This is a genomic window from Lysobacter sp. DMC104, assembly GCF_056313665.1.
This window is the reverse complement of record NZ_JBQUZW010000003.1, coordinates 116,249-128,083: the sequence shown is the minus strand read 5'-3', so window position 1 is coordinate 128,083 and position 11,835 is coordinate 116,249. Positions and strand designations below refer to the sequence as shown.

The 11,835-nt window shown below is 67.8% G+C and carries 15 protein-coding genes; all 15 read left to right on the top strand.

Annotated features, from left to right (window positions below; genetic code table 11):
* Positions 1–7: 7 nt before the first annotated feature.
* Positions 8–178, top strand: coding sequence for a DUF1674 domain-containing protein (locus ACT53R_RS05500; protein ID WP_476170841.1), 171 nt, complete (start codon positions 8–10; stop codon positions 176–178).
* A gap of 73 nt (positions 179–251) precedes the next feature.
* The gene (gene sdhC, locus ACT53R_RS05495) at positions 252–641 is read left to right on the top strand and encodes a succinate dehydrogenase, cytochrome b556 subunit (protein WP_476170840.1); all 390 of its coding nucleotides are present in this window, start codon (positions 252–254) and stop codon (positions 639–641) included.
* Entirely contained in the window at positions 638–1,036 is a 399-nt protein-coding gene (gene sdhD, locus ACT53R_RS05490) for a succinate dehydrogenase, hydrophobic membrane anchor protein (RefSeq protein ID WP_476170839.1), read from the top strand. Before sdhC ends, sdhD begins: the two co-directional genes overlap by 4 nt.
* Positions 1,037–1,041: 5 nt before the next feature.
* Positions 1,042–2,865, top strand: coding sequence for a succinate dehydrogenase flavoprotein subunit (sdhA, locus tag ACT53R_RS05485; RefSeq protein WP_476170838.1), 1,824 nt, complete (start codon positions 1,042–1,044; stop codon positions 2,863–2,865).
* Positions 2,866–2,897: 32 nt separating this feature from the next.
* On the top strand, positions 2,898–3,683 hold the full coding sequence (locus tag ACT53R_RS05480) for a succinate dehydrogenase iron-sulfur subunit (protein ID WP_476170837.1): 786 nt from the start codon (positions 2,898–2,900) through the stop codon (positions 3,681–3,683).
* A complete protein-coding gene (locus ACT53R_RS05475) occupies positions 3,680–4,363 on the top strand; it encodes a hypothetical protein (RefSeq protein ID WP_476170836.1) in 684 nt (227 codons plus the stop codon). The genes ACT53R_RS05480 and ACT53R_RS05475 overlap by 4 nt, the downstream gene beginning before the upstream one ends.
* A gap of 18 nt (positions 4,364–4,381) precedes the next feature.
* The gene (locus ACT53R_RS05470) at positions 4,382–4,816 is read left to right on the top strand and encodes an MAPEG family protein (RefSeq protein ID WP_476170835.1); all 435 of its coding nucleotides are present in this window, start codon (positions 4,382–4,384) and stop codon (positions 4,814–4,816) included.
* Positions 4,813–5,070 (top strand): FAD assembly factor SdhE, encoded by a 258-nt coding sequence (locus ACT53R_RS05465; RefSeq protein WP_476170834.1) that lies wholly within the window; start codon positions 4,813–4,815, stop codon positions 5,068–5,070. The genes ACT53R_RS05470 and ACT53R_RS05465 overlap by 4 nt, the downstream gene beginning before the upstream one ends.
* Positions 5,033–5,470 carry a hypothetical protein gene (locus ACT53R_RS05460; protein WP_476170833.1) on the top strand — a complete coding sequence of 146 codons (438 nt, stop codon included), beginning with the start codon at positions 5,033–5,035 and terminating at the stop codon, positions 5,468–5,470. The genes ACT53R_RS05465 and ACT53R_RS05460 overlap by 38 nt, the downstream gene beginning before the upstream one ends.
* A gap of 23 nt (positions 5,471–5,493) precedes the next feature.
* A complete protein-coding gene (locus ACT53R_RS05455) occupies positions 5,494–6,753 on the top strand; it encodes a lipoprotein-releasing ABC transporter permease subunit (protein ID WP_476170832.1) in 1,260 nt (419 codons plus the stop codon).
* Complete coding sequence (gene lolD, locus ACT53R_RS05450) at positions 6,746–7,444, top strand: lipoprotein-releasing ABC transporter ATP-binding protein LolD (protein ID WP_476170831.1); 699 nt, start codon at positions 6,746–6,748, stop codon at positions 7,442–7,444. The genes ACT53R_RS05455 and lolD overlap by 8 nt, the downstream gene beginning before the upstream one ends.
* Positions 7,445–7,995: 551 nt before the next feature.
* A complete protein-coding gene (locus ACT53R_RS05445) occupies positions 7,996–8,427 on the top strand; it encodes a TcpQ domain-containing protein (RefSeq protein WP_476170830.1) in 432 nt (143 codons plus the stop codon).
* Positions 8,428–8,506: 79 nt separating this feature from the next.
* Complete coding sequence (locus ACT53R_RS05440) at positions 8,507–9,571, top strand: VirB8 family type IV secretion system protein (protein ID WP_476170829.1); 1,065 nt, start codon at positions 8,507–8,509, stop codon at positions 9,569–9,571.
* Positions 9,568–10,353: a TrbG/VirB9 family P-type conjugative transfer protein gene (locus tag ACT53R_RS05435; protein ID WP_476170828.1), complete on the top strand. Its 786-nt coding sequence runs from the start codon at positions 9,568–9,570 to the stop codon at positions 10,351–10,353. Before ACT53R_RS05440 ends, ACT53R_RS05435 begins: the two co-directional genes overlap by 4 nt.
* Positions 10,350–11,669 carry a TrbI/VirB10 family protein gene (locus ACT53R_RS05430; RefSeq protein ID WP_476170827.1) on the top strand — a complete coding sequence of 440 codons (1,320 nt, stop codon included), beginning with the start codon at positions 10,350–10,352 and terminating at the stop codon, positions 11,667–11,669. Before ACT53R_RS05435 ends, ACT53R_RS05430 begins: the two co-directional genes overlap by 4 nt.
* Positions 11,670–11,835: the final 166 nt, after the last annotated feature.

Sequence of the window (11,835 nt, the reverse complement as noted above, 5' to 3'; positions counted from 1 at the left end):
CCCGACCATGATAGGCGAAACCGTTCTCATCTCCGCGACCGATCCGGAACTCCCGGTGACCGAACCGGCGCCCGCGCAGCGGCCGCCCGTCCCGGCGAAGGAGATCGGCGGTCGCGAGGGCCCGGACCCCACGCGCTACGGGGACTGGGAGAAGAACGGACGCTGCATCGATTTCTGATGCGCTTGCTTGTTTAGATGCTCCGGCTCTCCGGGGTGTTGTTCCTCACTTGACCGATCAGGGCGCCACTCGAATGACCCAACGCGCACGTCCCCTGTCGCCGCACCTGCAGATCTACCGCAAGCAGATCACCAGCGTGATGTCGATCCTGCATCGCATCAGCGGCATCGTCCTCTCCCTCGGCGCGTTCGGCCTGGCCTGGTGGCTGTTGGCCGTGGCCCGCGGCGGCGAGACCTACGCCAACGCCGCGGCCCTGCTGGCCTCGCCGTTCGGCAAGCTGGTGCTGTTCGGCTTCTCGCTGGCGCTGATGTACCACCTGCTCAATGGCATCCGCCATCTGCTGTGGGATCTCGGCTGGGGCTTCCGCATCCCGCAGGTGTACCGCTCCGGCTATACCGTGATCGCGCTGACGTTCGTGTTGACCGCCCTGATCTGGGTCGTCGCACTGGGAGGCAAGGCATGAGCACCCCGACGACCCGCGATTACCGTTCCCCGGTCGGCCGCGCTCGCGGTCTGGGGTCCGCCAAGTCGGGCACCGGCCACTTCTGGTGGCAACGCGTCACCGCCGTCTTCCTCGCGCTGCTGGCCCCGTGGGTGCTCGGCATGCTGGTCGCGCTGGCCGGTGCCGACCAGGCCCAGGTGCAGACGGCGCTCGCGAAGCCGCTCAACGCGATCGTGCTGGCGCTGTTCGCGATCAGCCTGTTCTCGCATGCCCGCATGGGCCTGCAGGTGGTGATCGAGGACTACGTCCACCACCGCGCCATCGAACTCGCGCTGCAGGTGCTGGTGTTGTTCGCCTGCGCGCTGGGCGCCCTTGCTTCCCTTTACGCGATCGGCCGGATCGCGCTGCTGGCCTGATCGACATGACTGCCTACAAGATCACCGAACACAAGTACGACATGATCGTGGTCGGCGCCGGCGGTGCCGGTCTCCGCGCCACCTTCGGCCTCGCGCAGAAGGGCCTGCAGACGGCCTGCCTCACCAAGGTCTTCCCGACCCGCTCGCACACCGTCGCGGCGCAGGGCGGCATTTCCGCCGCGCTGGGCAACATGGGCGAGGACGACTGGCGCTTCCACTTCTACGACACCATCAAGGGGTCGGACTGGCTGGGCGACCAGGACGCGATCGAGTACATGTGCCGCGAGGCCATCCCCGCGATCATCGAACTCGAACACCAGGGCGTGCCGTTCTCGCGCACCGAGGACGGCAGGATCTACCAGCGTCCATTCGGCGGCATGACCACGCACTACGGCAAGGGCACCGCGCAGCGCACCTGCGCCGCCGCCGACCGCACCGGCCACGCGATCCTGCACACGCTGTACCAGCAATCGCTGGCGCACGACGCGCGTTTCTTCATCGAATACTTCGCGCTCGACCTGATCATGGACGCCGAAGGCGCCTGCCGCGGCGTGCTCGCGCTGGACATGGCCGAAGGCACGCTGCACCTGTTCCGCGCCCAGGGCGTGGTGCTGGCCACCGGTGGCTACGGCCGTGCGTACTTCTCGGCGACATCGGCGCACACCTGCACCGGCGACGGCGGCGGCATGGCGCTGCGCGCGGGCCTCGGCCTGCAGGACATGGAGTTCGTGCAGTTCCATCCGACCGGCATCTACGGCGCGGGCTGCCTGATCACCGAAGGCGTGCGCGGCGAAGGCGGCATCCTGCGCAACAACAAGGGCGAGCGCTTCATGGAGCGCTACGCGCCGAACGCGAAGGACCTCGCCTCGCGCGACGTCGTCTCGCGCTCGATGACGCTGGAAATCCGCGAAGGCCGCGGCGTCGGCGAACACGGCGACCACATCCATCTCGACCTGACCCACCTCGACCCGAAGGACATCCACGAGAAGCTGCCCGGCATCGCCGAGAGTGCGCGGATCTTCGCCGGCGTCGACGTCGAGAAGCAGCCGATCCCGGTGATCCCGACCGTGCACTACAACATGGGCGGCATCCCGACCAACTACCACGGCGAAGTCGTGCAACTGCGCAACGGCAATCCCGACGCAGTGGTGCCGGGCCTGTACGCCATCGGCGAAGCGGCCTGCGTCTCGGTGCACGGCGCGAACCGCCTCGGCTCGAACTCGCTGCTCGACCTCGTGGTGTTCGGCCGCGCCGTCGCCAATCGCTGCGCCGAGACGATCAAGCCGGGCGCCGCGCACAAGACGCTGGCGTCCGACGCCTGCGACCAGGCGCTGGCCAACCTCGATCGCGCCCGCAACGCCAACGGCGGCACGTCGACCGCGGAACTTCGCCTGCGCATGCAGCGCATCATGCAGAAGGACGCGGCGGTGTTCCGCACGCCGGAAGGCCTGAAGGACGGCGTCGAACGCATCCGCGAATGCGTGAAGGGCTTCGACGACGTCCGCGTCAGCGATCGTTCGCTGGTGTGGAACTCCGACCTGATCGAGACGCTGGAATTGCAGAACCTGCTCGGCCAGGCACTGGTCACCATCGTGTCGGCCGAGAACCGCAAGGAATCCCGTGGCGCCCACGCCCGCGAGGACTTCTGGGCCAAGGACGAGCAGGGCAACCTCGCCGACGAGGGCATCCGCGACGATGAGCACTGGATGAAGCACACGCTGTGCTCGACCGACGGCGCGGGCAACACGCAGCTCGACTACCGGCCGGTGCACATGTACACGCTGACCGGCGACGTCGACGTCGTTCCGCCGAAGAAGCGCACCTACTGACCGCCCACGGCACCGCATTCCGGATCGAGACAATGGCCGAGTTCACCCTTCCCAAGAATTCCAAGGTCCACAAGGGCAAGCGCTTCTCCGCGCCGGCCGGCGCCAAGCGGGTGCGCGAGTTCAAGATCTATCGCTGGAGCCCGGACGACGACGAGAATCCGCGTACCGACACGTACGAGGTCGACCTCGACACGTGCGGGCCGATGGTTCTCGACGCGCTCATCAAGATCAAGAACGAGATCGACCCGACGCTGACGTTCCGCCGCTCCTGCCGCGAGGGCATCTGCGGTTCGTGCGCGATGAACATCGACGGCACCAACACGCTGGCCTGCACCAAGGCGATCGACGACTGCGGCGGCAAGGAGGTTCCGATCTACCCGCTGCCGCACATGCCGGTGATCAAGGACCTGGTGCCGGACCTCACCCACTTCTACGCGCAGTACGCGTCGATCCGCCCGTGGCTGCGCACGCAGACCCCAGCACCGCCGGATCGCGAGCGCCTGCAGTCGAAGGAAGACCGTGCCAAGCTCGACGGCCTGTACGAGTGCATCCTCTGCGCCTGCTGCAGCACCAGCTGCCCGAGCTACTGGTGGAACGGCGACCGATACCTCGGTCCGGCGATCCTGCTCCAGGCCTACCGCTGGATCATCGACAGCCGCGACGAGGACACCGGTGCGCGCCTCGACGATCTGGAAGACCCGTTCAAGCTGTATCGCTGCCACACGATCATGAACTGCGCGCGGACCTGCCCGAAGGGCCTGAACCCCGCGCAGGCGATCGGCGAGATCAAGCGGCTGATGCTGGCGCGGCAGGTGTGATCGGCCGGGGCGGGGCGCCCGCGCGTGTCGCATGGCTGGCCGCGCTCGTCCTGTGCGCGGCGGCGTCGTCGCTCGCGCATGCGGAGCCGGTGAAGGAAGCGGCTCCGCCGGAGCCCGTCGATCCGCAGCGGCTGCACCGGATCGAAGCGCTGGTCGACGTGTCGCAGTTCCCGAAGATCTACGACACCACGATGCTGAGCATCGCCGATCCCGCGTCCGAGGACCCCGCCACCCGGCTCATCGCCGACACCATGCGCCTGGTCGTGTGGTCCCGCTCCCGTGACGGCTGGCTGCCGCTGATGGCGCGCACCATTCCCGACGACGTGCTGGGCCGGGCGGAAGCGTTCTACGCCAGCGACGCCGGGCGTGCGCTGGTCGCCTGCGTCCACGCGGCGGAGGGGCAGGCGGCGATCCGCGCCTGCGCCTCGATCCCGGAGGTCGGCGACACCGACGTCGCCGACTACGTCAGCGGCGATTTCCTGCGTCCGCATGCCAGCGAGGAGACGGTCTCGGCGGTCTTCAGCGGCACGTTCTGCGATGCACTGGCGCAGGATCGCTCGCTGCTGGAGCGCATCGCGGCGACGTGCGAGAAAGACGCCTCCCCGAGGGCCTGCTCGGCCTTCACCCGGCGCGAGGGCAGGGTCGAGGTGGACCAGGACCACTGCGTCCACAGCTTCTGACCCCTGATCGTCTCACTCATGATCGCCCAAGGCGCCAGCACCACCGTCCTCCTGCCCGGCCTCGCGATGGTCGCGCTGACCTTCGTCGTCCTGATCGTGATGTTCCGGCGCCGCGTCGCGCAGATGAAGCGCGACCGCGTTCGTCCGCAGCAGGTCGCGACCTCGCAGCAGGCCGCGGCGCTCTACGCCGACGTCGCGCCGGCGGACAACTTCCGCAACCTGTTCGAGATGCCGGTGCTGTTCTACTTCGCGCTGGCGGTGGCGGCGATCACCGGGCAGACGGGGCCGCTGGTGCTGGGCCTGGCGTGGGCCTACGTCGCCACGCGCATCGTCCACAGCGTCATCCAGTGCAGCTACAACCGCGTGATGCACCGGTTCCGCGCGTTCGCGGCCGGCGTGTTCGTGCTGTTCGCACTGTGGTGCGTGCTCGGCTACGGGCTGGTCGCGCCATGAGCACCGCAACCGACGACGCCGAACGCCAGCGCCTGCGCTGGCGCTGCCGCCGCGGCATGCGCGAGCTCGACCAGTTGTGCCTGCGCTATCTCGATCGCGTCTGGGGCGACGCATCCGCCGACGAGCGCCAGACCTTCGAGCGGCTGCTCGCCTGCGAGGACGATCGCCTGTGGCGCTGGTTCCTCGGCTACGAGACGCCCGACGACACCGAGCTGCATGCGCTCGTCGAACGCATCCGCGCCCTCCCGGTTTGAGCTGCGCGCTTCGCGCTGGCCGGTCGCCGCGCTGCTCGCGCTGTCGGCGCTTGCGCCGATGGCGGTGCTCGCCTCGGAGATGCCGCGCGCCTTCGCCTGGCCGCTGGCATTCGCCGCATGCGCGACCGGGCTGTGGCGGGCCCGTTCCGAGGCGCAACGGCCGGTGCGCCTGATCGTGGTCGATGGCGATGGCCACGCCACGGTCGATGGCGACGCCGTGAGCGACCTGCGCGTCGCCTGGCGCGGACCGCTGGCCTTCGTCGCCTGGCGCGAGGCGTCGGGCCGGATCGCCCGTGGCAGTTTCTGGCCCGACACGCTGGACGCCACCGGGCGTCGTGAACTGCGACTGGCCGCGGACCGGATCGATGCTGGGCGCCGGGCAGGGCGGATGGCACCATAGCCGGATTCAGCCCGCGGGTCGCCATGTTCAAACCCCTGTCCGTCGCCATCGGCCTGCGCTATCTCCGCGCCAAGCGCCGCAACGGCTTCATCTCCTTCATCTCGCTGGCCTCGATGCTGGGCATCGCGCTCGGCGTGGCCGCGCTGATCACGACGCTTGCGGTGATGAGCGGCTTCCAGCGCGAGATCCGCGACCGCATGCTGCAGATGGCCGCGCATGCCACGATCAGCGCCGACGGCCAGCCACTGCAGGGCTGGGCCGAAGCCGTGAGCGAAGCGAAGCGCGACCCGCGCGTCGCCGGTGCGGCGCCGTACATCGAACGCCCGGTGATGCTGCAGGGCCCGCAGGAAGAGGGCGCACTGTTGCGCGGCGTCGACCCGGCAGCGGAAGGACAGGTGTCGGTGCTGGCGAAGAAGATGGTCGACGGCACCTCGCTGAAATCGCTGGTGCCGGGCGAGTACAACATCGTCCTCGGCCGCGAGCTGGCGCTGTGGCTGGGCGTCGGCGTCGGCGATTCGGTGATCGTCTACACCCCGGAATTCCAGAGCACGCCGCTGGGCGCGATGGTGCAGACCAAGCGCTTCAAGGTCACCGGCCTGTTCGAGGCCGGGCACCAGGAATTCGACCGCAACCTCGCCGTCGTGCACATCGCCGACGCCCAGCGCCTGCTGCGCATGGGCGACGGCGTCACGGGCGTGCGCCTGCGCTTGCACGACATGGACCAGGCCTGGGACGTCTCGCGCGAACTGGCGCGCCGGCTCGCCGCGCGCATGAACGAGACCTTCCGCGTCAGCGACTGGTCGCACGAGAACGCCAACATGTTCCGCGCGCTGAAGCTGGAGAAGACGATGATGGCGATCCTGCTGTCGCTGATCATCCTGATGGGTGCCTTCACCCTGGTGAATTCGCAGGTGATGCTGGTCACCGACAAGCAGGCCGACATCGCGATCCTGCGCACGCTCGGGCTGACGCCGGGCGGGGTGATGCAGGTGTTCATGGTGCAGGGCTCGATGATCGGCATCATCGGCACCGTCTCCGGCGTGATCGGCGGCATCCTGCTCACGCTCAACCTGCAGTACATCCTCGAAGCGATCGAGAACGCCTTCCATGTCGAGCTGCTGCCCGAGGACGTTTACTACATCACCGGCCTGCCCACCGAGCTGCGCGCGTTCGATGTCACCGTGATCGCGCTGGTGGCGCTCACCATGGCTTTCCTCGCCACGCTGTACCCCGCGTGGCGCGCGGCCCGCACCGCGCCGGCGGAGGCGCTGCGCTATGAATGAGCCGACGACGCGGGACGCGGTGATCCGCTGCGAGGACCTCGCGATGACCTACGCCGAGGGCCGGCTGCACACGCCGGTCTTCGAGGGGCTGCAACTGACGGTGGCGTCGGGCGAGACGGTCGCGATCGTCGGTGCGTCCGGCGCCGGCAAGAGCACGCTGCTCCACCTGCTTGGCGGCCTCGACCGGCCGACCCGGGGCGAGGTCTACGTCGCCGGCCAGCGCATGAGCGACCTTTCCGATGCCGATCGCGGCCGCCTGCGCAATCGCGCGCTGGGCTTCGTCTACCAGTTCCACCACCTGCTGCCCGAGTTCACCGCGCTGGAGAACGTGATGCTGCCGGTGCTGCTCAACGGGACCTCGGTGGCCGAGGCCGGGGGGCGCGCCCGCAGGCTGCTCGAATCGGTCGGTCTGGGCCATCGGCTGGAACACAAGCCGGGCGAGCTGTCCGGTGGTGAACGCCAGCGTGCCGCCGTGGCCCGTGCGCTGGTCAACCGGCCTGCCTGCGTGCTCGGCGACGAGCCCACCGGCAACCTCGACGAGAAGACCGCGGCCACCGTGTTCGACCTGATGCTCGGGCTCAATCGCGAGCAGGGCACCAGCCTGGTCCTGGTCACCCATGACCGTGCCCTGGCATCGCGACTGGATCGCGTCCTGGAGCTTCACGAGGGACGGCTGCGTCCCGCGACCTGACGTCGGCCGGGAATGTGCGGCAGTTCACGCTCTCGATGACGAATGCAAGCGCGAAGCGCGGGTTTCCCGTCGCGTTTGCATGATGCACATGCCCGTGGCGCCGGCTGATGCCGGGAACGGCGTCGACTGCACAGGGATTTCTTGACCAATCACGTGGGAACGGGCTATGTTCCCCCGACGCAGCCAAGGATGCGTTCCAGCCTGCCGCCCCGTGGACCCCGGTCCGCAGGTCGCGGGGTGCGGGGGAGCACACTGGGATGAGCAGAAGGACGCCGCAGCAGTTCGCGACACTAGGGAACGACCGGCGGCGATGATCGGTGCGAGGAGGGGGCCTGATCTGTCGTGACAACAGGGAATCCGCCTACCCGCACCCGGTCGTACCGTGTCCGGTGCCATTTGCCCGTCGAAGTTCCGCCCGTGGTGCCTCTGGTCGGCTCCCGTGCGCGGACCCGTTCCGTGCCTGCGTTCCAGCCGTCCGCGCGTCGGACGGGTGGGGTTCCCGTTCCATCCTGTGTTTCACTCAATTTCTCCGATCTTTTCCCGGGTGGCGTGTGAAATCTCGAATCTCGATCCTGACCAAGCTCCTGTTCGCCGCGCTCTGCGCGGTGGCCCTTTCCAGCTGCGCCACGCGCCCGGCCCCGGACTTCGGCGGTCGCTGGAAGACCGTCAACCGTTTCGCGGAAGAGACCCAGGCGATCCCGCTGCAGGACACCTATCTCTACTACGCCTCCCCGATGGATCGCACGCTCAAGAACATGCTCGAGCGCTGGGCGGACGATTCGCACATGACGCTCACCTACCGTCATCCGATGGACTACACCCTGTACTCGGCGGTCGCGGACGTCCGCACCCCGAGCCTGCAGGAGGCCGTGTCCCAGCTCAACGCCGCCTACGCTGCCCAGCAGGTGTCGATCGGCGTGAGCGGCAACGAGATCGTCGTGCGCATCGCCTCCGGCGATGCCGGCGGGAGTTCCGCGCCCTGATGCGCGCCGGCGGCGGCGCACGCGCGCCGTTCGCCGGGACCGGACCCTTTCCAATCCATTCGGGACTACAGGCTTCAGAATGCTCGGCAAGAAAAAAGAATCGCCGCAGATCGACAACTCGGTCGCGAAAGGCGTCAACTTCGAGGTCAGCATCGCCGACCTCGCCCGGCGCAGTGAAAAGCGCGCGTGGATGATCGCCTGGACCTGCCTGGCCATCGTGATCACGATGGTCGGCGGGTTCATCTACATCCTTCCGCTCAAGAAGGAAGTGCCCTACCTGATCATGGCCGACGCCTTCACCGGACAGGCCACCGTCGCCACCCTGCGCGGCGACTTCAACAGCCCCAACAGCATCACCCAGAGCGAAGCGCTGGGTCGCAGCAACGTCGCCCAGTACATCATTGCCCGCGAGTCGTTCGACGTGGCCATGATGAACCTGCGTGACTGGGATCTGGTGAACGTGCTGTCCGCGCCGAACGTGCGCAACGGCTATGCCGCCATCCACGCTGGCAACAACCCCGACAGCCCGTTCAAGAAGTACGGCAAGGAACGCGCCGTCCGCGTGAAGATCCTCAGCATCCAGCTGGATCGCAAGGGGTCGGGTGACAACGCCCGCAACAGCGCCACGGTCCGCTTCCAGCGCGTCGAGTACGACAAGAAGACCGGCGACACCAAGCCGATCGACAGCAAGATCGCGCGCCTCGAATACACCTACAAGCCGAACCTGTCGATGGACGACAAGCAGCGGTGGAACAACCCGCTGGGCTTCCAGGTGACCGAGTACACCGTCGACACCGACTACGCCGCCTCTCCGCCGGTCGAGAACCCCGTGTCCGCCCAGCCGCAGGTGCCTGCCGGCTATCCGCAGCAGCCGTATCCGGGCCAGCCGTATCCGGGCCAGGCCATTCCCGGTCAGCCGATCCCCGGCCAGCCGGTGCCGGGCCAGGCGATCCCGGGTCAGCCCGTCCCGGGCCAGCCGGGTCAGGTCCCGGCTGGTCAGGGCCAGGTCTACCCGTCGGCGCCCGATTTCGGCAACCCCGCCGCGCCGCAGCCGCAGTACCCCGCCGGTGCCGCCCCGGCCGTCCCGCAACAGGTTCCGGCCGCGCAGGCCCCCAATCAAGTCAATGGAGTAGGCAACAGATGAGTCGCTTGCATCGCTCTTGCTATGCGGTCCTGCTGTGCGTGCTGGCGTCGGTGGCGCTGGTGCGGCCGGCGTTCGCGCAAGCCATCGTCGAGTACGAATACGAGCCGGACCGCATCTACGAGGTCCGTACCGGTCTGGGCATCACCACCCAGATCGAGCTGAGTCCCAGCGAGGAAATCCTCGACTACAGCACGGGCTTCAACTCGGGCTGGGAGCTCAACCGTCGCGACAACGTGTTCTACCTGAAGCCGAAGAACACCGACGTCGACACCAACATGATGGTGCGCACGGCGACGCATTCCTACCTGTTCGAACTCAAGGTGGTGGCGACCGACTGGACGGCGCTGGAGCAGGCCAAGCGTGCCGGCGTCAACTACAAGATCACCTTCATCTACGGCAACAGCACCGTGTTCAACGCGGCAGCGGCGGCCGAGGCCAAGGGTGCGCCGAAGCCCCGCCAGAGCGAGATCGACACGGAGCTGGACAAGACCAGGACGTACTACTTCGACTATTCGTTCTCCACCCGGACCAAGAACAAGTGGCTGATCCCGGTGAACGTGTACGACGACGGCCAGTTCACCTACATCCGTTTCAACAACGTCAACCGCTTCCCGTCGGGCGATTTCCCGTCGGTGTATGGGCGCGACCGCGAGGGTGGCGAGGACTTCCTGGTCAACACCACGGTCGAGGACAACACCCTCGTCGTCCATGGCACTTATCCCTTCCTGGTCATCCGTCACGGGAAGAACGTCGTCGGTCTGCGTAGGAACAAGCAAAAGTGAACCAGAATTTCCCGCCGAATCCGCCGGGACAGTCCGGCGACTACCCCTCTGGCGACCCGTACGGCCAGGGCTACGATCCCAACGCGCAGGGGAGCAATCCCTATTACTCCGCGCAGCAGACGCAGGCGCAGCAGCCCGACCTCGACGCCGGTGCGCCGCAGCTGAAGGCGGCCGAATCGCAGCGCATCAACCGCAAGATGATCATGATGCTGGGCGGCATCGTGGTGCTGCTCATCCTGATGACGCTCGTCGTGCTGAAGAACGCGACTTCCAAGAAGGAAGACGAGGTCAAGAAGCCGAAGGAAGAAAAGGTCGTCATCCCCGACCTGCCGAAGGGTGCGGGTTCGCCGAACGGTCCGGATTTCGCGGACGTCCAGCCCGAACCGCAGCCGGTGCCGGTCCAGGAGCTGCCGCCGCTTCCGCCGGAAGAGCCCGCCCGCGCCGCGAACAACAACAATCGCGGGAACGATCGCGGCAACAACAATGACCGCGACTTCGGTCCGCCGGTCCCGCAGGGCCCGACGCTTGCCGAGCGCCGCATGGGCATGACCGACAGCGGCCGCGGCGGTGCGCCGGGTACCGGCCAGCCGAACGACCCGGTCCTCAACGCGATGCTCGACAACCTGCGCAGCGCCACCGCGCAGCAGAACGGCACCGCGGGTGCGGACGCCGGTGCGGCCTCGTCGCGTGACGGCGGCAACAAGGTCAGCATCGCGCAGTACCAGCGCAACCCCGACACGCTGCTGGTCCGCGGCACCTACATCCGCTGCGTGCTCGAGACCCGGATCATCACCGACGTCGACGGCTTCACGTCCTGCATCGTCACCGAGCCGGTCTACTCGATCAACGGCCGCAAGCTGCTGCTGCCGAAGGGTTCGAAGGCGCTCGGTCGCTACCAGGGCGAGCCCAAGGGCCCGCGCGTCGCGGTGCTGTGGGATCGCATCACCACGCCGAACGGCTTGGACGTGACGCTGGAAGGTCCGGGCGTCGACAACCTCGGCGGTGCCGGCCATCCGGGCGACTACAACGCGCACTGGGCCAGCAAGATGAGCTCGGCGCTGATGATCAGCCTGATCAGCGACCTCTTCAAGTACGAGGCCGCGGAGCATGGTCCCTCCACCGATTCGGTGACCACCGGCGGCAACATCGTCACCCAGCCGTTCGACAGCAACACGGCGAAGACGATGGAACGCCTGGCCAACCAGGCGCTCAGCAAGGCGCTGGCGCGTCCGGCCACGGTGACCATCAACCAGGGCACCATCCTGAACATCTACGTCGCCCAGGACGTCGATTTCTCCGGCGTGATCCACCGCTGATGGCGGTCCGGCGCGGCGCGGGGCGTGTCCACGGACACGTCTGGCGCCGCGTCGTCGTTTCCGGGATTCGCGTCGCTTCGGTGGTGCAGGCCCCGTATCCTGACAGGCTCCACTTCGTTCCCGCTTCCGCGTTCCTTCCCGACCGGCATCGCCGGTACCGCCGCCA